This window comes from Chitinophaga niastensis, assembly GCF_003014755.1.
Lineage (GTDB): Bacteria > Bacteroidota > Bacteroidia > Chitinophagales > Chitinophagaceae > Chitinophaga > Chitinophaga niastensis.
Genome location: NZ_PYAW01000002.1, coordinates 205,340 through 227,709, shown reverse-complemented (window position 1 = coordinate 227,709; position 22,370 = coordinate 205,340). Strand labels below are relative to the sequence as shown.

General features: G+C 40.4%; 17 protein-coding genes. 14 read left to right on the top strand and 3 right to left on the bottom strand.

Annotated features, from left to right (window positions below):
• Positions 1-4 precede the first annotated feature (4 nt).
• Together CLV51_RS09410 and CLV51_RS09405 are read left to right on the top strand one after the other, a co-directional pair.
• Entirely contained in the window at positions 5-970 is a 966-nt protein-coding gene (locus CLV51_RS09410; protein WP_106527796.1) for a hypothetical protein, read from the top strand.
• Between the two features lie 62 nt (positions 971-1,032).
• Entirely contained in the window at positions 1,033-1,821 is a 789-nt protein-coding gene (locus CLV51_RS09405; RefSeq protein ID WP_106527795.1) for a DUF475 domain-containing protein, read from the top strand.
• Between the two features lie 151 nt (positions 1,822-1,972).
• On the opposite strand, the gene CLV51_RS29770 is transcribed toward CLV51_RS09405, so the two are convergent.
• Positions 1,973-2,101: a hypothetical protein gene (locus CLV51_RS29770; protein WP_281261524.1), complete on the bottom strand. Its 129-nt coding sequence runs from the start codon at positions 2,099-2,101 to the stop codon at positions 1,973-1,975.
• A gap of 138 nt (positions 2,102-2,239) precedes the next feature.
• Between CLV51_RS29770 and CLV51_RS09400 the strand changes: the two genes are divergently transcribed.
• Entirely contained in the window at positions 2,240-3,538 is a 1,299-nt protein-coding gene (locus tag CLV51_RS09400) for an erythromycin esterase family protein (RefSeq protein WP_106527794.1), read from the top strand.
• An 83-nt stretch (positions 3,539-3,621) separates the two neighbouring features.
• Here CLV51_RS09400 and CLV51_RS09395 read toward each other — a convergent pair whose 3' ends face one another.
• The gene (locus tag CLV51_RS09395; protein ID WP_106527793.1) at positions 3,622-5,982 is read right to left on the bottom strand and encodes a hypothetical protein; all 2,361 of its coding nucleotides are present in this window, start codon (positions 5,980-5,982) and stop codon (positions 3,622-3,624) included.
• Positions 5,983-6,457: 475 nt separating this feature from the next.
• On the opposite strand from CLV51_RS09395, the gene CLV51_RS09390 reads away from it, so the two are divergent.
• Genes CLV51_RS09390 through CLV51_RS09380 form a run of 3 tightly spaced genes read left to right on the top strand, consistent with a single transcriptional unit; the run spans position 6,458 to position 12,368 of the window.
• Positions 6,458-9,838: a SusC/RagA family TonB-linked outer membrane protein gene (locus tag CLV51_RS09390; protein WP_106528786.1), complete on the top strand. Its 3,381-nt coding sequence runs from the start codon at positions 6,458-6,460 to the stop codon at positions 9,836-9,838.
• A gap of 15 nt (positions 9,839-9,853) precedes the next feature.
• Complete coding sequence (locus CLV51_RS09385; RefSeq protein ID WP_106527792.1) at positions 9,854-11,431, top strand: SusD/RagB family nutrient-binding outer membrane lipoprotein; 1,578 nt, start codon at positions 9,854-9,856, stop codon at positions 11,429-11,431.
• Positions 11,432-11,471: 40 nt separating this feature from the next.
• Positions 11,472-12,368 carry a glycerophosphodiester phosphodiesterase family protein gene (locus tag CLV51_RS09380; protein ID WP_106527791.1) on the top strand — a complete coding sequence of 299 codons (897 nt, stop codon included), beginning with the start codon at positions 11,472-11,474 and terminating at the stop codon, positions 12,366-12,368.
• A gap of 74 nt (positions 12,369-12,442) precedes the next feature.
• Here the strand turns inward: CLV51_RS09380 and CLV51_RS09375 are convergent, their stop codons facing one another.
• Positions 12,443-13,318, bottom strand: a complete 876-nt coding sequence (locus CLV51_RS09375) for a TraB/GumN family protein (RefSeq protein ID WP_106527790.1) — start codon at positions 13,316-13,318, stop codon at positions 12,443-12,445.
• A 266-nt stretch (positions 13,319-13,584) separates the two neighbouring features.
• On the opposite strand from CLV51_RS09375, the gene CLV51_RS09370 reads away from it, so the two are divergent.
• Genes CLV51_RS09370 through CLV51_RS09335 form a run of 8 tightly spaced genes read left to right on the top strand, consistent with a single transcriptional unit; the run spans position 13,585 to position 22,366 of the window.
• Positions 13,585-14,790 (top strand): acyltransferase family protein, encoded by a 1,206-nt coding sequence (locus CLV51_RS09370; protein WP_106527789.1) that lies wholly within the window; start codon positions 13,585-13,587, stop codon positions 14,788-14,790.
• A 48-nt stretch (positions 14,791-14,838) separates the two neighbouring features.
• Positions 14,839-15,600, top strand: coding sequence for a polysaccharide biosynthesis/export family protein (locus tag CLV51_RS09365; RefSeq protein WP_106527788.1), 762 nt, complete (start codon positions 14,839-14,841; stop codon positions 15,598-15,600).
• Positions 15,597-17,978 (top strand): GumC family protein, encoded by a 2,382-nt coding sequence (locus CLV51_RS09360; RefSeq protein WP_106527787.1) that lies wholly within the window; start codon positions 15,597-15,599, stop codon positions 17,976-17,978. Before CLV51_RS09365 ends, CLV51_RS09360 begins: the two co-directional genes overlap by 4 nt.
• On the top strand, positions 17,971-19,320 hold the full coding sequence (locus CLV51_RS09355) for a flippase (protein ID WP_106527786.1): 1,350 nt from the start codon (positions 17,971-17,973) through the stop codon (positions 19,318-19,320). Before CLV51_RS09360 ends, CLV51_RS09355 begins: the two co-directional genes overlap by 8 nt.
• A complete protein-coding gene (locus tag CLV51_RS09350) occupies positions 19,317-20,024 on the top strand; it encodes an FkbM family methyltransferase (protein ID WP_106527785.1) in 708 nt (235 codons plus the stop codon). Before CLV51_RS09355 ends, CLV51_RS09350 begins: the two co-directional genes overlap by 4 nt.
• A complete protein-coding gene (locus CLV51_RS09345) occupies positions 20,005-20,658 on the top strand; it encodes a class I SAM-dependent methyltransferase (protein WP_106527784.1) in 654 nt (217 codons plus the stop codon). Before CLV51_RS09350 ends, CLV51_RS09345 begins: the two co-directional genes overlap by 20 nt.
• Positions 20,658-21,566, top strand: coding sequence for a hypothetical protein (locus tag CLV51_RS09340; RefSeq protein ID WP_211301975.1), 909 nt, complete (start codon positions 20,658-20,660; stop codon positions 21,564-21,566). Before CLV51_RS09345 ends, CLV51_RS09340 begins: the two co-directional genes overlap by 1 nt.
• 11 nt (positions 21,567-21,577) lie before the next feature.
• Positions 21,578-22,366 carry a class I SAM-dependent methyltransferase gene (locus tag CLV51_RS09335; protein ID WP_106527783.1) on the top strand — a complete coding sequence of 263 codons (789 nt, stop codon included), beginning with the start codon at positions 21,578-21,580 and terminating at the stop codon, positions 22,364-22,366.
• The last annotated feature ends 4 nt before the right edge of the window (positions 22,367-22,370 follow it).

The window sequence follows — 22,370 nt, the reverse complement described above, 5'->3', positions numbered from 1 at the left end:
AATAATGGATGATCATCTGGCGAGCAGCATATTAAGTGATTCAAATAAAACAATCAGCAAATTACAGTTGCTGTCTGCTTTTTTTGAAGAGGAGATTATATACAAGATATATTTACGTAGCCAGGTAATTCATAAATTATTTGAAACCAATCCGGAGTTAGATATTAATAAACTGGAGTTATTCCACCTTCAATTCACTGCTACTGCCATTGAACTTCTAAAAAAGATAAAAAGCAGCAATGAGAAAAATGTGAGTCTTTTATTTGATGAAATACAACTGAACAATGATTTAATTGAGAAGATAAATGACTCCATTTTTTCTGAGAAAAATTTCAATTTAGATAAACAGCGACAAGCACTTAAAATTAATTTATCGCTAAGAAAACTATATCAGACACTCTCGGATGATTCAGATGAATATCCTTTTTCTAAAAACATCAATGCGTTTAGTACCCATTTTTCGCAGGATTTTTTTTATGATATTTCTCCTGAATTACTAAACGATCTTATACAATACAACCCTGGTGATGTATATAAAAATACCAATGCAATTATTCAACGGAAGTTGTTAGGTTTATTGTGTAAGACCGATTTCAGAAGTGAATTTTTCTGTGGACTGAAAGCCGGGAGTGTGGTTCTTGAAGTGTATAAGTTGATAGATAGTGATAAGTATTTCCTGTTTTACCCATCCCGGAATTTATTTCTATTCTGCGATCTGTCTGCCATCACGAACATTGACTGGACCAATACACTTTCAAAAAAAGCAAAGCTCACACAAGAACTGCAACATAAAAATGATCTGCTTGAAGGCAGTATTGGTGCCACTAAAACAGCTATGCCCGACACAGTGAAAAAATTGTTGGTCGAATACTATGAAAAATTGTCTGATGTAAATTTCCTTCACAACATCAGCAGTTTTGATGTACAGGCCAATATCTTAAAAACGATGCTCAACACAGATACTTTCTAACTCATTTGATTTGATAGCTTATTTATTGATGAGACAAAAGCTCCATCAAAAACTATTTTACGATGTATGATCTTCTAAAACAAATTATCGACCACCCTATACCATCACTCGCGATAGTCGGTAATCTTATTATTATTGAAAGTTTACTTTCGGTAGACAATGCAGCCGTGCTGGCCACTATGGTAATGGACCTGGAGCCCAGGCTAAGGAAAAAAGCACTGCGCTATGGTATCTTTGGCGCCTATATTTTCAGGGGGCTTGCTATGATATTTGCTGCTTTCTTAATTAAAATCTGGTGGCTAAAACCTATTGGTGGCCTATATCTTATATACCTGGTATGGGACTGGTGGAAAAGTAAAAAGGCAGCTGCAGGTGAAGAAGAAGAGGAAACAGTTGATAAAAACAACAACTGGCTCTATCGCACAACTGTGGGTTATATAGGTACTTTTTGGGCTACAGTAGCACTGGTGGAATTAATGGATATGGCATTTTCCATCGATAACGTATTTGCAGCAGTGGCGTTTACACCTAACATCATATTGGTTTGCACAGGTGTATTCATTGGTATCCTGGCGATGCGTTTTATTGCGCAATGGTTTGTGAAACTGATGGAGAAATATAGTTTCCTGGAAACTGCCGCCTTTATAGTAATTGGCATTTTAGGTATTAAGTTGCTGTTGTCGTTGTATGAACACTTTTTCCCGGGAACGCCGCTAAGCCTGTTCCTTGGCAGTCATACAGCAGATATCACTATGTCAATATTAACGGTTTCTATATTCTTTATTCCCATCCTTACCTCTATACTTTTAAATTATCCTAAAAAAAATAATACATCTGCAGAAAGTAATTAAAATGTTGCTGCAAATAAAAAAGGTTGCTAACTGAAGTTGGCAACCTTTTTTATTTGCTGGATATTCTCAGCGTACTTTAATATATGCCTCTACAATTTCATGATTGAAATTTAAGCTATCAATTTTTTCTATTCCACGTTGAATCAATGTATCATGCTGTAACCACTAAGCGCCACGTGCCTGTGAGCGCTATACCAGCTGCCGGCGTTTTCTTCACACCATCACAAGGCATGATAAGAATAGCAATAATGCCAATAATCGACAACAATCGTAAATTCATGATAATGAATGGTTTAATGGGACAAATAAAATGATGTCGTTGTCCAGTTTGTAAAAAAACTTACAAAGTATAAAAATATATGGCTAATATCTTACGTTTACAGTCTACTTATTATAATGAAAACCTAAATATCATCCTATGTCACCAGTTACTATCACCCGAAGGTATCTCCTGATTGGGAAAATCATACTACTCTCAGGGATCATATTCACAGCGACACAGTGCTATAGCCAGGCTTTTCTAAAAGAAGACATTTCACAAATAGGATCGATTGATACGGCTGATACTACATTTACAGACCTGAAAGCCATCAAAAACGCCATCGGCAATGCCCGCATTGTTTTGTTGGGAGAACAGACACATGGCGAAGGCTCCACCTTTCAGGCTAAAACAAGATTGATAAAATTTCTACACCAGGAAATGGGCTTTGAAGTACTCGCCTTTGAAAGCGGGTTGTATGACTGCGCCCGTATATGGGAAAATACAAAGAACGGTGGGGAGTTTTCCAAAGAAGTAATTGGCAGTTTATTTTACATGTATGCTACCAGCAAACAGATGTATCCTTTGTTTGACTACATCCAATCGAAAGTAAATCAGCCAGATCCTTTGATAGTAGCAGGTTTCGAAAGCCAACACTCCGGCGTTAAAGCTATCAATGATATGTTTCCTGATTTCGAAAAATTTTTCAGAGAAAGAAACCCGGCTATACTTGATCAAAACTGGGAACTCTTTAAGAAATTATCTCTCGCTTCCTTTGCTTCCCGTACATACCGGCCCGGTGGGGACGAAAAGAAAATCTTTTTCAATAAGCTGGATACCCTCAAAAAAGTACTCACATCAAATGATAAGATAGCCGATAAACAATTAACCAATTCGCCGGGATTCTGGTACCAGGTAGTATGCAGTATTGAATCGCAAACAAAAAGGTACTGGGAAATGGTTAGTGGCAATGAGGTAAGTGTGCGGGACCTGCAAATGGCGCAGAACCTGATATGGCTGGCGGAGAAAGCATACCCGGGTAAAAAAATAATTGTTTGGGCACATAATATACATATCGCCAAAAACACCAGCAACCTGAGAACTGTTACCAATGATCCCATGTATTTCTTTTCTACTTTAGTACCAATGGGCGCCACTATTAGTCAGCATTTCGGCAAAGCGGCCTATGCTATTGGCTTTTCAGGGGCAACCGGCAATTATATGGATTATACAAACAGTAAAATCCTTCCTGTACTTCCCAGATCAGATATAAGTGTAGAAGGCCTGCTATCCAGTACCGGCTTTAATTATGCCTTTATTAACTACAGACCTGCACCCCGCTGGTTAATGTTACCACAACAGGGAACACCGCTTGATTACATAGATACTAAAACCGTATGGCCGGATATGTTTGATGGATTATTTTTTATTAATAAATCATTTCCGGTAGATAGATAAAAAAATAACTAAAAAGCCGCCAATACTTATCAGATAAGCATTGGCGGCTTTTTTCATTTAGATAGATGATCAATTCCGAATAACTATTCCTGATTGATCCAGCGTCTTCCTGTTACTTGCAGCGTGGTAGCTTTTCCAGCATTCCAGTTGATAGTCACCTTGCAGGAGCGGTTCAGATTTATGTTCACCTTTTTGACTGTTGCTTCAGCGGGTGTTACTGACAATACACCCTGCAGTAGTTGCGCATGACAGTTATAAGTAAGCAGAGAACCATCTTTTCGCTGCAGTACATAAGCCGCTGCAAGCGCCACTTCCTCCAGGCATTTGAAAATTTCATGCACATCATTGTCGGATGAATTAGCATGAAACCAATCAGCTACCATAGGAACATATTGTTCTCCTATCACTATTGGCCTGAAAGTTCCCTCTTCTGTTTTGAATTGATTATTGTTGTACTTATCAGCGCTGGTATTAGGAAAATTAGCACTGCTTTGCAATGTGTTAATATATGGATCTCCTACAAATGCCCAGCGAAGGTCACCTGTCTTAAAATCGATAAGCTGCGCACTACTTCCTAATGCATTCATTGTCTGTACCAGCCATTTTTCTTCACCTGTAAGCAGATAAGCGTAATAGGTGGCGTATATTCTCCAGGCAGTCCATCCATGAGGAGAACTAAACATGTTATTGGCCAGCATCACATCATACTGTGCTTCCCAGAAACGAAGCGTACCGCCCCGTTGCCGGCTGTCGGGCTTAACAAGCTGGGTAAGACAATTATGCGTATCCAGAAAACGCAGCATCATAGCTGTATACCTCTTTTTCTCTGTTTCATTATCCTGCAGTAATGCAAATGCGCCTATCTGCAAGGCTGTGCAGGAAATCATCCCATCCTCCAGTGTTAATTCTCCCTCGGTGTCAATTACGCTCATCCCTCCCATCAGCTGATCAATAGCGCGTTTAACAGACGCATAATGCCTGCTGTAACGTTCTTTCCATGCGGCTCGTTTTTTTTCTTCCACCATTAATTCCATGATGCTTTTAGCAACATAAATAACACTTGTGTAGTGTGTATGCCCATTGCGATATGCACCGTCCGCACTCTGAGAATGCTGAATGATCCAGTCGGCCAATGTAGCAGCAGCTTCCAGGTCAGCTATATTACCGGACGACTTATACTTATCCACTAATATTCCGATGGTGGTGCTATGATTCTGGATACGGCTTTTATTTTCTGTAGGCAGCCATTGCGGGCTGTACATTAATCCCATTACCTGGTTAAATCTTTCATCTGTTTTTTCCCGCAATTGTTTATCCGGGAAATACTGCTGCGCGAGATAGGCAGAATAAAAGCCATACCAGTTTTCACAATTCCAGCTTGCCTTTTGGGTATACTTTAATGCGGCGAGTCGCGCCTGTTGCAGATACCAGCTCCAGGGCTTATGTATACTGATCATAGCTTCGGTAGACTTACCCGCTGCATTGATGGCAGTGATAATATATACACCGGCGCCTTCCTGCGGAAGATAAATATTGTTCTTATGTAACGGCAGCTGTTGCTGTTTGCCGGAAGGCGTTTTAACGGTAAGCGATTGCAGGTTGCTTCCGTTTATCGTAAAGTTAAAAGCACTTCCCTCTTCCAGGGTTGTTTGTGGAATATCGAATGATGGCGCATTTATAAGCAGGGATAATTCCTTTTCTACTGCAGCAAGCTGTCCGATTGATTTGAAGTAAATAGTCCAGGTTCTGGTTTCACCGGGCTTTAATGCAGTAAGTTCCTGCGGATGTCTTTCGGGTAAAGGCAATGTATTCAGGAGATCCATATTGAAGGAATAGATCCGGTGTCCCCAGAAAAAAATAGCTTTATCGCCATAACCAAAATTATACGAAAGGCTCCAGGATGCCACAGCATCCGGCGATGCCACCAATAATATTTTGCCTGTAGGTGTTGTAAGGTAGCCGGTAAAATGTGTTTTCTCACATCGCAGCATGGTAGGAAAATATACCTTTTCCCACTGTGGATAACCAGCCATATAATTACTGATACCCATCTGCAGGCCCAATTTCTCCGGTTGAAAACTGGTACTCCCATTATTAGACACCGTAGCTTTTACAATAAAATGCTGATTTTCCACCGCATACTGTAGCTTAAAACGAATAGCGCCGGTTTGTCCGCTATAAGTAAAGGGTCCATTTTCCTGTAATGTTACGGGTATGGCCTGTTTGTTTTGCACATAATACCAGGAGATGCCGGGCAAAGTATCTGCCAGCACAGGGATACTGTCCCATCCGGTATTGTTTTTAACAAGCAGGGATGTCAGGTGACCATTTGTGTTGATAGCTGCTTTCCAGTTGGCATCACTTAGTAATTTTGATTGCGCATTAACCGGGATCGCCGAAAGAAGCAGTAGCAATTGAAAGCTATAGCTGATCAGTTTTTTCATTGTTCGTTTTCGCTGAGTAAGCTATAAATTTACATTGCTTTTAAAATATATCCTACACATAAATATTCCCAATCCTCACCTCCAGGCGCCTGGTTTATTTTTAATGCGATGTGTATATGGCTATAACGAAAGAGAAAGATTTTTGGGAGTATTCATAACTCCTTCATTTTTTAAATGAGAATTATTAAGAAAGAATGTTTAACCCGGTTTTAAAAGAATTTACCAACACAGAAATCCATACCAATCCGCCCACTCCCTTAACATTAATATAACCTTGTTGATTACTCATTTATAATTCCCTTTGCATAATCCCGGAGAGAAATTTTACCGTCGGATTACAACGCCGGATAACTATTGTGTAGATGCAAGCGCATAAGTAAAGTTAATAAACAACAACCTTATCATAAAAGTAATGCAGGTGGTAAAACCTGCAAAGGGCATTCTATGCACACTCATTAATATCATCAAAAACATTATGAAACCAAAAAACAAACAACTCCGAAAAAAAATCGGACTGCTAACATGCCTGTTTGTACTGCTCCTTGGACAAGCTGCTTTCTCGCAGGAAAACCTGTCTGAATTAACCGGTACTGTTCTTAGCGACAAAGGTGAAACACTACCTGGTGTAAGTGTACAGGCGATCAGTCAAAACACGCATCAGCATTATTCAGCCGTAACAGATGCCGCAGGCGTTTTTTCATTTAAAAAATTAATTACAGGAAACAAGTATGATTTCACTTTTACTTTCATGGGATATCTCCCTGGCACGTACAAAGGATTTGAAGTAAATGCACAAAGTACTAATAACACCCTGCAGATAAAATTACAGGAAGATACCAAAGCGCTGAGTGAAGTGGTAGTAACTGCATTAGGTGTAAAAAAAGAATTAAAAAAGATTGGGTACTCCGTACAGGAAGTAAAAGGTGCTGATCTGGTAAAAGCAAGGGATGCCAATCCTATTACAGGTCTTACCGGTAAAGTAGCCGGCCTTTCTGTGGCTGCCAGTACAGAAATGCTGGGTACACCCTCCCTGGTAATGAGAGGCAATCAGATCACATTATTTGTAGTAGATGGTGTACCAATCAGCTCCGATACATGGAACATCAGTCCGGATGATATAGAAAGCTATAGTGTACTGAAAGGGCCCGCTGCTGCTGCACTGTATGGTAGCCGCGCACAATATGGTGCCATACTGATTACTACAAAAAAAGCAGGTAATAAAAAGGGATTGTCGGTAGAATTCAATTCTACCAATTCTGTTGATAAAGGCTTCATTGCCATGCCTCACACACAGCATGAATATGGTGGCGGCATGTACGGCCAGTATGCCTACGCTGATGGTTTTGGCGGTGGCCTGCAGGATGCACAGTACCAGCTATGGGGGCCTAAATTCCGCGGACAGTTACTGCCACAATACGATGGGGAGTACGATCCTACCCAAACCTACACTACCACTTTCGGCGACCTGAATTATAAAGGACACATCAAACCTGCTCCCTATAACAACCGCGGATATGTAAATGGTAAAAGCAACCTGGAAAGATTTCTCCGGTCGGGCTTTCAGTCTACCAACAACCTGTCGTTATCTGCAACTGGTGAAAAATATGCGATGCGTTTCTCCGTATCACAATCTCACCAAACCGGCATTGTACCTAATACCGGCGTAGATGTGGTTAACTTTAATACAACCGCTACCTATAAAATTACACCCCGGTTAACATTCAATTCGGATGTTAACTTCAGCAGAACCTATACGCCTAACATCCCGGATGTAACGTATGGTCCTAACAGTTTAATCTACAACCTGTCTGTATGGACGGGTGATGAATGGAATGTAGCTGCACCGGACATCAGGGGCAAATGGCAGCCGGGTCAAAAAGATGTAAAAATCGTATTTCCGGAGCATGTTCACTACAATAATCCCTGGATGATGGTGGAAGATTGGCTGAGAGGACATTACAAAACAGATATCAATGGTTATCTGTCATTAAACTACAAACTCAATGATCACCTGGATGTAACAGGTCGTACACAGATAAGTACGTATAGCCTGCTTCGTACAGAACAGATGCCATGGGGCGCCTACACATACGCCAGAACACTGGGACAGGGCGACTACCGGGAAGACAGGCGCAACATGTTTGAAAGCAATTCTGATATACAACTGAACTATAATTACAGGATCAATCATTTAATCAGTGTATCAGGCCTTGCTGGCGGAAGTTTAAGAGCATTTACCTACAATTCTAATTTTACTTCTACAGATTATCTCGTAGTACCTACTGTATACAATTTCAATAATTCGCTCAATGCTTTAATGACCAATAATTTCAGTTCAGCCATGAGGGTACTCAGTGGATACGCCGCTATGGATGTCTCTATTGGCCGGTACGCTACGCTTTCCGGTACCGGAAGAATTGATAAGTCATCAGCAGTACCCAGCAGTGGCAGGATCTATTTTTATCCCAGTGTATCTGCTGCCTCGGTGCTCTCCGATTACATAAAGCTGCCATCGGTGATTTCATTCCTGAAGATCCGTGGCTCCTATGCTTCCGTGCACGGTGATGCTACTGCCACTGGTATTGGTGCTACACCATACAATACCTACACCCAGTTAAATGGGTCTACTGCCAATTCTTTGAATACCAATTTCTCGCAGTATGGCAATAACTATATCAGCCCGTATGGCGGTCCTGATTACTCGTTGCAGTCTTTTTATTCTACCAATAAGCCATATAATAATGTAACCGCGGCTACCTCCGCTCCCAGCATTTTTGATCCTAACATCAAAACCTTTAACCGGGTGAATTTTGAAGAAGGGATAGATGTAAAAGTTTTGCGAAACCGACTGGGACTGAGTGCTACCGCTTTTCAATACATTGATGGCCCGCAGATACTACCCAATGCTATAACACCTGCTACCGGCTATACAACGTATTACATCAATGCACTGAAAACAAGGAAAACTGGATACGAGCTATCTCTCACAGGAACCGCTATAAAAACGCAAAGTTTTAGCTGGGATGTAATGGCCAACTGGTCTACATTTAAAGAAGTATACGATGAGTTGCCTCCGGGACAAACCAATTATAAAACCTATTTCAGAAAAGGCGACAGAACAGATAAATTATATGCAACAGGTTTTGTAAAAACACAGGATGGGCAGATTGTATATGATGCCGGTGGTAAACCATTAAAAAATCCATACCCTCAATTCCTGGGTTATATGAATGCGGATTACATGTGGTCAATAAGCAACAATTTCCGGTACAAAAATTTCAATGTTAGTTTTCAGTTTGATGGCAGTGTGGGCGGCGTAATCAGTAATCGCCTGTATTCCTTAACCATGCAGGGCGGCGCCAATATTGCCACTGTGGAAGGTGCTATCGGAAAATCGAGATTAGATGATGATGCCAATGCAGGTGTAAGCAGCTACAAAGGTGCTTATGTAGGAGATGGGGTACAGGTATCAAATGGCACTGCCATTACTTACGACAACTATGGAAATATTACCAACTATAAGGATCTGCAATTTGCACCCAACAAATCTACCAGCACGGTACAAAGCTGGGCCACACAATATTACGGGCAGATACAGGAAGGGATGCTCACCAGCAAAACCTATGCAAAATTAAGAGAAGTAGTGATTGGCTACAATCTGCCACAGCGCTGGTTAAACAAAACTTTGATCAGTCGTTTAACACTGTCGCTGGTAGGTAGAAACCTGTTGTATTTCTATAAAGGAAATAAATACAAAGGCATTGATGTGGAACAGTATAACACTGCCAGTGCCGCGTCTGCACTGCAAACGCCTACGACACGCAGATATGGCTTTAACGTAAATGTATTATTCTAAATTATGCTTCATTTTATGAAATCATCTTTCAAAAATATATTGACCCTCGCCTGTCTGGCATTGGTAATCACCAGCTGTAAAAAAAGCTTTGATGACCTGTATGTCAATAAAAACAAACCGCTCTCCGTGCAGCCGTCACTGTTATTTAATGGTATCCTCAGTGGCATGGTAGATGCTCCCGGTGGGCAGCTGGACAGAACCAACCAGTTTCAGTTGCAGAACAATTCTTATTTCGGTAATAATCAATATCTCTTTGGCTCCGGCGATAATTTATATGCTACGCTCACCAATGTAATCAATATGGAGGGGCAGGCCCTTGCTTTTGGTGCAAGACCACTGAACCCTTACCATACCCTGGGGAAGTTTTTCAGGGCTTACCTGTTTTCAAGAATGAGCCTTCAAATGGGCGACATCCCCATGTCGCAGGCACTCCAGGGCGCTGCGATGCTTACCCCGAAATATGATGTACAGAAAGCCGTTTTTCAGCAATCTTTTTTATGGCTGGACAGCGCCAATACAGAACTCACGCAACTGATTGCCAATAACGACCTCACATTGGCCGGCGATATGTATTTCTCCAATAATCTGAAAAAATGGCAAAAAGCAGTGAATACTTTTCGCCTGAGATTATTGATCCATCTGAGTAAAAAGGCCGGCAGCGATGCTGATCTGAACCTGGCTTCACAGTTCAATACCATTGTGAACAACCCGGCTGCATACCCGGTGATGGAAAGTACTGCTGATAACCTGCAATATATCTGGCTGAATCCTACCAACAAATACCCTTTGAATAAGGAAACATTTGCAAATGGTGCGCTCAACAACAGCTCAGCTACTTATGTGGGCCTGCTCACACAATTAAAGGATCCAAGGGTATTTGTTACCACAGATCCTGCACCGGGGCTGGTATCCGGCAGCGTTACTGCCGGTGACTTTGCAGCATTTCAGGGTGGCGATCCCGGTTTGGATATGGGTATATTGGCCAGCCAGAACGGCGGTGGCAAACTAAGCTATATTAACCGCTGGCGCTATTTTTCTGGTTATACCGGCGAGCCTACACCCATTATCGGGTACACGGAAATGTGCTTCAACATTGCAGAAGCAATTAACAGGGGGTGGATCAGTGCCGGCCCTGCGGGCGATGCAGCAGCGTATTACAACCTGGGTATAAAATCATCTATGGCGTTCTATGCCATTCCGCTGAAAGGCACTATTACCGCCTATTCCCTGCCTCCGGGTATTCCGGTTACAGGGCCTTATGTTACTACACCTGTAAATGTTGATTATAATACCTATTACAGTCAACCTGCGGTGCAATATGCAGGTAATAATGCTAACGGGTTAACACAGATCCTGCAGCAGAAATACCTGGCGTTCTTTCTTAACAGTGGCTTAGAGCCTTATTACAACTGGCGTCGTACAGGCGTACCCGTATTTACCACTGGTGTGGGTACCGGTAATAACGGAAAAATTGCCCTGCGGTATAAATACTCCGCAGATGACCAGTCTGCCAATACAGCTAATTATAACGCTGCTATTGCACAGTATAATAATGTAGATGATATCAATGGAAAAATGTGGTTATTGAAATAACTTACGTATGAATAGCTCATCAAAAAAAATTAAGTCTTATATGAACCGTATTGTTGTTTTATTACTTGGTGGAAGCTTGCTGGCAACCGGTGCTACCGCTCAACAAAAACCGGATGTACAGGCGCATCGTGGCGGTATGGCCCTCATGCCGGAAAATACCATTCCTGCTATGCTCAATGCCGTGAAGCTGGGGGCCCGCACCCTCGAACTGGACTGTATTATCACTTCCGATAATAAAGTAGCGGTATCGCATGATACGTATATGTCTGCTGAATTTATGCGCAAGCCCGATGGCACAGATATTACAAAGGCAGAAGAAAAAAGCCTGGCGTTATACAAAATGACTTACGACAGCATCCAAAAATATGATGCAGGTACCAAACCACATCCCCGCTTTCCACAGCAGCAAAAAATGATGGTACATAAACCATTACTGGCCGCGCTGATAGACAGTGTGGAAGCTTATGTAAAGCTGCATCACCTGAAGCCGGTGTATTACAATATGGAAACTAAAAGTTCACCGGATGGCGATGGTACTTACAATCCCCAACCAGCGGAATTTGTAAATTTATTGATGGCGGTAGTGAAAGAAAAAAAGATTGCCGACAGAGTAATCATTCAATCATTTGATATCAGGACATTACAGGTGCTCCATCAGTCATCTCCCAAACAAAAAACAGCCCTGCTCATAGGCAACAGAGATAGTTTTGCTGCTAATATTGAAAAACTGGGGTTTACACCTACTATCTACAGCCCTAACTACGAACTGGTTACAGCCAACCTGGTAAAGGAAGCACATGCAAAACATGTGGAAGTACTGCCATGGACTGTTGATGAAGAAGCAGATCTGAAAAGGTTATTATCGTATGGTGTAGATGGTATCATTACCAATGCTCCGGACAGGTTAATTAAAATAGTTGGAAGCTACCAGGAGTAGTTACTAAAAAGGATAAAAATAAAAGTCATCTGCCTCCTGCAGATGACTTTTATTTTTATATTGAAATACAGCACTTAATTCATGACAGGTTTCACCTTGTATCCTTTGGCTTTGAGGAGTTGTAATATGCCCCCGGCGCCAACTAAATGGGCGGCCCCCACAGCAAAGAAGCTACTCTCTTTTTTCATCATCCCCGGTATTTTCATCACCCAGTTGTTATTCCTCACTTCCAGTAACCAGTGCATCATATTACTATCCATCAGCTCTGCTTTGGTTATATTTTTATACAGACCGTTGAGATCTTCTGACTTATAAAAAGCCACCATTTCTTTCATAGCAATTTTGGAGCTGTCAAATGATTTTACTTCAGAGATGACCATCTCATCTGTATATGCTTCGTTCAACAGTTTTAATTGTTCCAATACCGTTTCCAGCGCATCCACCCGTATGTTTTTATCTTTTGCCATTTTCATAAATTCAGTTTCATAAGATTTAACAGGAGTACAGGAAAATGCTTTGTAAGTCAGCAGAGATACAACCATCGTCAGTTTAAAATTATCCAGGGATTTCAGCGACATGCCACACTTCAGCTGCAGTATGGAATCTACAGTGGCATAATCCTGTGGTGCTAATTTTTTACTGAGGGGTACATCAGACAACATTTCCTTTTGTATGTTAGCGATGGCACTGGTATCAAAAATATTAGCTTCTATTATTAACTGACTGGTTTTATCAAAAGCCCTGCTCACTTTCTCCGGCATATAAAAATCTGTTGCACAAATCATGTGGATGGTACCATATATATAAGAAGGCTTTTCCAGGCCGTTTCCACTGATTTCCCATAGCAGCGAATTTTCCAATGGTTTGTTTTGCCCCCGGGCACTATTGATAAATAAAACAGTAAGCATCAGAATTATTGCCGCGGCGCTCCGGCGTAGTTGATTTATCATATGTGTAATATACTTATTAGATTAGTATATAATGGCAGACTCCGCTGAATTAGGAAATCTATTATGCATCAGCAATAATATTTGAAAAAAAATGGCTAAACATTCTTCGTTCATTTTGTTCATTCTTCTTATTATTATTCATTTTATCCTTTCCAACACATGCCTCCACGCCAGTCAACCATTTTCTCTAAAGTACTGTTATCAATATGATTCTACAATGAATCATTGCCATATTGTTTTTCTATGAAAAACCCAGTTTCGTCCCAATGAGAACAAAAACGCAACATTTTTATAGCCTGGACGCAATAAGAGGATTTTCAGCCATTATAATTGTCTTATACCACTGGCGACATTTTTTTTTAATAGGGGATAAAACACTTCCCGGTGCATTTGATAAAACACAACTACCACTCTATACCTGGTTTGCTATCTTATATGATGATGGAGCCCTGGCGGTAGATATGTTTTTCCTGTTATCCGGATTTATTTTCTTTTGGTTATACGCGGATCGTATTATCAACAGAAAAACATCATTACGTGTCTTTTTCTGCTACAGATTTACCCGGTTATATCCGTTGGTTATTGTTACCTTATTAATAGTGGCGTTTCTACAATGGGACATGATAAATCTTACAGGACATTACTTTGTTTATCAGTATAATGATCCATATCATTTTATACTAAACCTTTTTTGTATAAACAGTTGGGGGTTAGAAAAAGGCCCTTCTTTCAATGGTCCCGTGTGGACAGTATCAGTGGAGGTATTGCTTTACATTGTATTCTTTCTTATTTGCCGCATGCGGCTTCACAAGAAATGGATACTCTTTGCATTAGTAGCAATTGGTGCACTCATCCAACATTTTTATACGCCTATAGGGCAAGGACTTTATTCATTTTTTCTCGGTGCACTCACCTATTATTTATATAAATGGATACTTAAACAACACAACGGACAAAAGCTGCTAAACATCATTACGGTTATAACCATTTTGCTTTGGGTGATGATACTGACCGAATATAAATATTCATATCTACTGCTTACATGGAAAAAACTGGTGCATCAGCACTTGCCGCACAGCAGCCCAACATTTGCAGACAGCTCTTTTTCTCTTTGCAGAAATGTTTTTTTTCGCACCATAGTATCACCCATCAGCATTTTGAGTATCGTTCTATGGGAAACCTCCACAGGCTTCCTTAAAGAGAAATGGGCGTTCCTGGGTAATTATAGCTATGCCTGCTACCTGTTGCATTTCCCTTTGCAACTCCTGGCAGTTATAGTGGCACATACATTTGGCCTGAGGCTGGAGATGCTTCGTACGCCATATGCATTGCTGCTCTTTTTTATAATCCTGCTGCCTTTAAGTCTTGCCACCTACTATTATTTCGAACTTCCACTGCAACAAATGCTCAGGAAGAAAATACTTAAAAAAAGGGAGCCTGTCATTATACCTGGCGCAAATGCAATAACATAATTCCAGACCACAATTTAATACCGGTACCGATTTATTAATCCGTTCAATATGATCATAAAAATTTACTTCCCAATAATAATAGTGCTGGCTATTCTCATTGGATGCCAGAGTACCAGGAAAATAACGTACTTCAACGACATCGCCGCAGCCAACGGAGCAGACAGCCTTAACCGGGCAATGCAATTGAAAGTACAGCCCGGAGACATATTACAAATCACTATTACAACCATTGATAAAGATGTATCCCTGATATTCAATCCCGCAATGATGGGAAGTGCCTCTCTTGCCAACAACAATATAGAACAGGGATATCTTGTGGACAGCAGTGGATACATAGGATTGCCGGTTATCGGTAAGATATATGTAAAAGACAAAACAACCCCGGCCATCAATGATGAGGTAGCGAAAGAGCTGGATAAAACTATTCGCAACGCATACGTATCTACCCGCCTCATTAATTTCAGGGTGTCGGTGCTGGGAGATGTAGCCCGTCCGGGATCTTATAAAATTGCTTCCGAAAGAGCCTCCATATTGGATGCTTTAAGCATGGCAGGAGACCTTAACACAAGTGCTAAAAGAAACGACGTGATGGTAATACGGGAAATAAACGGAATAAAAAACTACACCTCTCTTGACCTTAATAACAGTAAAACATTATCATCTCCATATTATTATCTCAGTAACAACGATGTAATCTATGTAAAACCCGGACCCAGCCGCTTGTTTGCCACTTCTAAAACAGTACAGTTATTGCCTGCAATCATAGGCGTTATATCATTGCTTACAACGATTATCATTCTTCGCAAATGACACTCATCAATATGACGCAGCATAAATCAACAATCAATAAAAATACGGTGATAGACCTGAATGATTTTTTCCGGAAAATCATTTTTCACTGGCCATTACTCATTATTGTATCAGTGATAGCTGTTGCAGGTGCTTTACTGTATTTAAAATATAAGAAGCCATTATATCTTTCCAGCACTAAACTTTACTTGAAAGATGAGAAGAAAGGTGGTGGCGGAGAGGAAATGGATGCGCTCAAATCATTGTCCCTGTTCAGCAACAATAAGAATATAGAGAATGAGATGGAAGTGCTCAAATCGCCTATCCTGCTGGAGAAAGCGATACAGAATAACCATTTTAATGTTCGTTATTATAAAAAAGGAACCGTAAGAAATGAGGAGCTGTACGACAAAAACCCTTTAGCCATCAGCTTTCTGAGCGACAGTTCAAATGTTGGAAATTACATTTTTGATGTTACCCCTGGAAACGACTCGCTGAGAATAAAATATATTGATGATGACAATAACAGCAGTACCCTGTTTAATGTTAAGGCAGGTCAGCCTTTTACAGTAGAAAAAGACAAGTTCAGTATTACCTATAACCGCCTCCCTTCTGATGGCGAAAACACTACTTTCCGCATTACAGTGGATTCGATAATGGATCTCGCGTATAAAAAGATCGAGCATATTGGTACCAGTCTCGTTAATAAAGATGCAACAGTAGTATTGGTTAGCTATGAAGATCCGGTGGCCGAAAGAGCAGCAAACTTCCTCAATGCCCTGCTGGATACCTATAATCAGTATACGCTGGATGACAAAAATAAAGTGGCACTTAAAACTATCCGTTTTCTTTCTGTAAGGATTGATTCCCTCAAAGAAGAGCTGGGGTTGCTGGAAAAAGAAGAGGAAAATTTTAAGGTACAACGGGGTATCACTGATATTGAAGCCAGCTCCAAACTGGCACTGGAACAGGTGAAAGAAGCAGATACCCGCCTCAGTGAAGCTAATATGCAGCTTTCCGTAGTTAATCAGGTAGAAAGCTATATCAACAATCCTTCGAGCGATTATCCATTTGCGCCGGTTACAGGAAGTATTGATCAAACATTAACTTCCATGATCAACAGGTATGAAGAAGGATTAAAAGAAAAAAGGCGCTTGTCATTATCCCTGCAACCCAATAGTATCATCCTGCAAAACGTGGATGCCCAGATATTGGATTCCCGTAATACTATCAAAACGTATATCTCCGGCTACAAACGAAATGCCGGTATTGTCCAGAAAAATACACAAAACAAAGCAAACCAGATCATGGGCAAAATTGCCAATATACCAGCCTATGAAAGAGAGTACATTAATATTAAAAGACAACAGGGTGTAAAAGAAAACTTATACCTGTACTTATTAAAAAAGAAAGAAGAAGCAGCCGTGTCGTATGCCAGCAATGTAGTTGACAACAAAATCATTGCGCCGGCATTCATTCCTCTTAAACCCATAACACCAAAGAAATCGCTTGTATTTGTAGGCTTCCTGGCCGGAAGCCTCCTGATCAGCATAGCTTATGTGTATTTTAAATATTTTTTAAACCCCAGGGTACTCAATAAAAAGGAAATAGAGCAGGTATTTGATTTACCGGTGATGGCAGAAATTTTTCAGCAGCAGGAAACCATCCAGGATCTGTCTCTTCAAAACAGATCTATACTACAGGAACAGATTTTTAGTCTGCGAACCAATTTAAAGTTTTTGCTGGCAGAACAAACCGGGCCTACTACTATCATGATCACTTCCAGTATATCCGGTGAAGGAAAAACATTCCTTTCAGCCCACCTGGCAAATGCTTTGACTGTAGGCAATAAAAAAGTGGTACTCGTAGAACTGGATCTGAGAAAGCCTAAACTGTCCCGTTCATTTGGATTGGATAATACCGTTGGTCTTACAAATTATATCGTAGGAACTAAAACGGTGGACGATATTATTAAAAAAGTTCCGGGCACAGAAGAACTATACCTTGTTTCCTCAGGCCCCATTCCACCTAATCCCATTGAGCTGATTGAAGGAAAACGGATGGCCACATTGCTGAACATTCTAAAGGAACGCTTTGATTTCATAGTTATCGATATCTCCCCTATTGGTATTGTATCGGATGCAAAGAGCATTTCACCATATGTAGACTGTACCCTGTTTGTGATCCGGTATAACTTTACGCTCAAATCCAGGCTAATGGCTGTAACTGATAATATAAAGGAACTCTTTCTTAAAAAGAAAGGGATTGTCTTTAATGGTATTGAGCAAGGGGCCTTTCATCCTTATGACTACTATGATCATTATGGATATTCAGCGAACGGGCACAACAAAACATCATGGTCATTATTATATAAAAGAATAAAGAGAAGAATTGCATAAAATATTTGAAAATAGCGGGTGGTTGCTGGTTGACAAACTAAGCAAACTTTTTCCGGGCATCATCATCATGGCGCTTATTGCCAGGCATCTGGGGCCTGCAGCGTTCGGGGTATGGAGTTATGCCATTGCACTCACTACCATCATTGGTAGTTTTGCCTTGCTGGGAATGGATAAAATTGCGGTGAAGGAATTACTGAATAATGAAGGAAAACAACCATCCATTGTAGCCACCCTGATCTTTATGAGGATAGCGGCAGGGATTATTAGTATGATAATCAGTGTATCCATCATAGTATTCACCAAAAAACAGCAGCCCGCCTATTTATACTGTACAATTTTTTCCGCATTGAATATCATCCTGCAATCATTTGATGTATTTGATTATTTCTATCAGGCAGACAACAATGTAAAAAAAGTAATTATCCCTAAAGTGGCCGTCTTTATTGCCTTTTGCATCATTAAACTGGTTTTTGTTTTACTCAATGGGGCACTGATTGTTTTTTTGTGGTTATCACTTATTGAGCTGCTGGTCACTTACCTTATTATACTGGCAGGTTACAGGCATCATTATATGTCTACGTTTATTTCAAATCTGGACTTTACATTGGGAAAAGCATTATTAATCCAGGGATGGCCATTACTATTTTCCAACCTGGTGGTGGTACTATTTGTGAAAATTGATCTTTTGTTACTGGATGTCCTCGGCTCCGCCGCACAGGTTGGCGAATATGTGGTAGCTGCAAGGATTTCAGAACTCTGGTATGCTATTCCTGTTGTAATATCCACGGCAGTATTACCGGGATTGATCCATAAAAAAAATGCCAACAAGGATGCCTACCTGGGCAGTGTGGAGAAATGTCTCCGCTTGTCTTTTTGGATAAGCCTTTCCATTTCTATAACAGTGATGTTGATGGCAAACATTATTATTCCATTTTTATATGGTTCAAAATATGCCTCTGCCTCCCTCATCCTGATGATACATATATGGGCAAGCATTCCTGTCTTTCTATGTTCCGTTTTTGTGCAATACCTCATCATTGAAGGCAGGTATAAAATAAGCCTCTATGGAAACATCATCGGGTTGATCATTAACGTAGGACTCAACCTGCTTCTTATTCGCCCCTATGGTGGTGTAGGAGCAGCCATTGCTACTGTTATTGCATATACAGCAGTGTATGGCGCTTTGGTATTGTTTGATAAAAGCAGGCAGGGATGGATCCTCACCAGAAGAATGCTGAACCCTTTACTTGCCTTCACAGATATGAGGCAGGCACATAACTCCTTTAAGTTGTTTATGGGTAATTTTTTATCTGTATCACCAAAGAAATCCCTTACCGAATGAACAGGATAAAAAACATAGCAGCACAAATAGTATCAAAATTATTTCCTCAGCTACGATATGGTATGCGGGCATACAGTTCTGAAGGAGAGGACTTAATTCTAAAAAGGATTTTTCATCATAAAGCAAAAGGGATATATGTAGATGTAGGAGCACATCATCCATTCAGGTTTTCCAACACCTACCTGTTCTATAAAATGAAATGGACGGGAATAAATATAGATCCGATGCCGGGTTCCAAAGCACTATTTAATAAATACAGGCCTTTGGATACTAACCTGGAGATTGGTGTATCAGCTGCCAGACAATATCTCACTTATAGCGTGTTCAATGATCCGGCACTAAGCACCTTTTCAAAAGAAAAGGTAAAAGAATACACACAGGTACCACAATATCATGTTATTGAAGAAAAAAAAATTGAGACGTGGCCGCTGGCAGATATACTGGACCAATACCTGACTGATAATACTGCGATAGATTTTCTGACAATAGATGCGGAGGGCCTGGATATTGAAGTGCTACAATCTAATAATTGGAAGAAATACCGCCCTGCCTATGTACTGGTGGAGGCACAGCCTTTCGAACTGGCTCATATGAATAACAGTGAGCTGTTCCTGTTTATGCAGCGGGTTGGATATACAATTTTTGCAAAAACATATTACACTTATTTTTTTAAAAATATAAAAAGTGAATACGCCGGCGACTAAATTATATGTACAGTATGGCTGTGGACCGTTTTCAGCACCTTCCCGCTGGGAAAACTTTGATTCATCGCCTACACTGAGGTTGCAGCAACTACCTGTAATAGGCAGGCTTATCAAACCAAGAATGCATGTTGCTTTTCATCCGGATGTTTTATTGGGCGACATCCTGAAAGGATTACCGCGTATAAAGGAAAATTCATGCGATGGCATTTATTGTTGTCATGTGCTGGAACATTTATCCTATGAAGATTGCCTGCTTGCTATCAGTAATACTTTTCATATTCTTAAGCCGGGTGGCTATTTCAGGTGTGTGGTACCTGATCTGGAATGCGCTGCCAGAAGATATCTTGACAATCTTGCCAATAACGACCAGGAAGCAAATATTAAATTCCTCGAAGAAACAATGCTGGGGAAACAACAAAGGGTCCGTGGATTTAAACAGCTGGTACAGTCTTCATTTGGCAACAGCGATCATTTATATATGTGGGATCAATTCTCCCTCACGCATATACTGCAACAGGCAGGATTCAGGAATGTAAGAAGATGCCAGTTTAACGATTGCCCGGATGATATGTTCAATCTTGTAGAAGAAGAAATAAGATTTAAAAATGCAGTTGCATTGGAGGCAACTAAATAATGTTACACACGCCTGTTCTATTTCTTGTATTTAACCGTCCGGCAGAAACATTACTTGTTTTTGAACAAATCAGGCAGCAGCAACCTGCACAATTATTTATTGCTGCAGATGGACCAAGGTTAAATAAACCGGAGGAAAAACGACTATGCGATGAAACAAGACAACTTATAATGGATGGTATAGACTGGCCATGTGACGTAAAAACACAATTCCGGCAAAACAACCTGGGTTGCGGCAAAGCTGTTAGTACAGCTATTGACTGGTTCTTTGAACATGTAGAAGAAGGTATCATATTAGAAGATGATTGTTTGTCTGATCCTACCTTCTTTTCTTTCTGTTCAGAATTATTAAGCCGCTACAGGTGGAATGAAAGCATCATGCATATAGGTGGAAGCAATTTTCAGCTGGGCAACCAACGTGGTAAGGCTTCTTATTATTTTTCGCATCATGTGCATGTATGGGGATGGGCCACCTGGCGCAGGGCCTGGAAAAAATATGATTTTTCACTCGTGTCCTATCAGCACTTCCTGGAAAATGATAACAATCAAAGATTGCCTTTGTATTTACAGGCTATCTATAACAGTCACCCGGATACCTGGGATATACAATGGTCTATTGTAGTATGGTTTAATAATGGATGGGGAATCACACCTAATACCAGCCTTATCAGAAATATTGGTTATGGCAAAAGTGCCACTCACACTAAACGCATGCCACTCTGGTTTAAAAAAATGAACTATGGTGCTATCCCCGTTATTATTCATCCAACAGAAAACAGGATAGACAAAACAGCAGATAAATTTACTGGTGATATGATGCTTGATGTAGATAGCCTGTCGGCTAAAATAAAAAATATAATTAAAAAAAATGCGGTGTTATACAAATTATACAAACGTATCTCAATATAAACCGGAAAGCTATGGATGACATATGCAGGATATGTGGTCACTCCAGCACTTTTCTTTTCAGAGGAACGCTGCTGGACAAGCACAAGGTCAGGTATTACGCCTGTGATCTATGTGGATTTGTTCAAACGGAAAAACCATTCTGGCTGAAAGAAGCCTATGAACAATCTATTAATCTTACTGATACAGGTCTTGTACGGAGAAACATCCTCGGGGCCAAATCTGTGGTAACGCTTCTTTTTTTTCTGTTCAACAGAAAAGGAAAATTTCTGGACTATGCGGGAGGCTATGGTTTATTTACCAGGCTGATGAGAAATTATGGATTTGATTTTTACAGCCACGATCCTTACACTGCAAATCTACTGGCAAAGGGGTTCGATTATAATCCCAATGATCGTATTGAACTGGTAACCACCTTTGAAAGTTTTGAACATTTTGAGGATCCTATAGCTGAAATAGAAAAGATACTGGCCATTTCAAAAAACATATTTTTCTCCACACAGCTGATCTCCAACCCTGCTCCATCTTTCGGCGAATGGTGGTATTATGGCGCCGAACATGGACAACACATTGCTTTTTATACCGGCAACACCTTAAAGTTCATTGCAGAAAAATATATGCTACATATCTATTCTTTAAAAGGTTATCATTTGCTGACAGAGAAAAAAATAAATAAATGGCTGTTTAAATTTCTGATTGGCGCAGGGAGATATGGTTTATACAAAATAATAACACCATTCATGAAATCAAAAGTAATGAGTGACATGCATACATTAAAGCTTCACCCATCTGTTGATCATTAAAAAA

Coding starts and splice junctions, on each gene's coding strand:
- CLV51_RS09385 (WP_106527792.1), top strand. CDS start 9,854: ATGAAATCATCTTTCAAAAATATATTGACCCTCGCCTGTCTGGCATTG.
- CLV51_RS09340 (WP_211301975.1), top strand. CDS start 20,658: ATGTTACACACGCCTGTTCTATTTCTTGTATTTAACCGTCCGGCAGAA.
- CLV51_RS09400 (WP_106527794.1), top strand. CDS start 2,240: ATGTCACCAGTTACTATCACCCGAAGGTATCTCCTGATTGGGAAAATC.
- CLV51_RS09375 (WP_106527790.1), bottom strand. CDS start 13,318: ATGATAAATCAACTACGCCGGAGCGCCGCGGCAATAATTCTGATGCTT.
- CLV51_RS09395 (WP_106527793.1), bottom strand. CDS start 5,982: ATGAAAAAACTGATCAGCTATAGCTTTCAATTGCTACTGCTTCTTTCG.
- CLV51_RS29770 (WP_281261524.1), bottom strand. CDS start 2,101: ATGAATTTACGATTGTTGTCGATTATTGGCATTATTGCTATTCTTATC.
- CLV51_RS09350 (WP_106527785.1), top strand. CDS start 19,317: ATGAACAGGATAAAAAACATAGCAGCACAAATAGTATCAAAATTATTT.
- CLV51_RS09370 (WP_106527789.1), top strand. CDS start 13,585: ATGAGAACAAAAACGCAACATTTTTATAGCCTGGACGCAATAAGAGGA.
- CLV51_RS09365 (WP_106527788.1), top strand. CDS start 14,839: ATGATCATAAAAATTTACTTCCCAATAATAATAGTGCTGGCTATTCTC.
- CLV51_RS09360 (WP_106527787.1), top strand. CDS start 15,597: ATGACACTCATCAATATGACGCAGCATAAATCAACAATCAATAAAAAT.
- CLV51_RS09390 (WP_106528786.1), top strand. CDS start 6,458: ATGAAACCAAAAAACAAACAACTCCGAAAAAAAATCGGACTGCTAACA.
- CLV51_RS09380 (WP_106527791.1), top strand. CDS start 11,472: ATGAACCGTATTGTTGTTTTATTACTTGGTGGAAGCTTGCTGGCAACC.
- CLV51_RS09335 (WP_106527783.1), top strand. CDS start 21,578: ATGGATGACATATGCAGGATATGTGGTCACTCCAGCACTTTTCTTTTC.
- CLV51_RS09405 (WP_106527795.1), top strand. CDS start 1,033: ATGTATGATCTTCTAAAACAAATTATCGACCACCCTATACCATCACTC.
- CLV51_RS09410 (WP_106527796.1), top strand. CDS start 5: ATGGATGATCATCTGGCGAGCAGCATATTAAGTGATTCAAATAAAACA.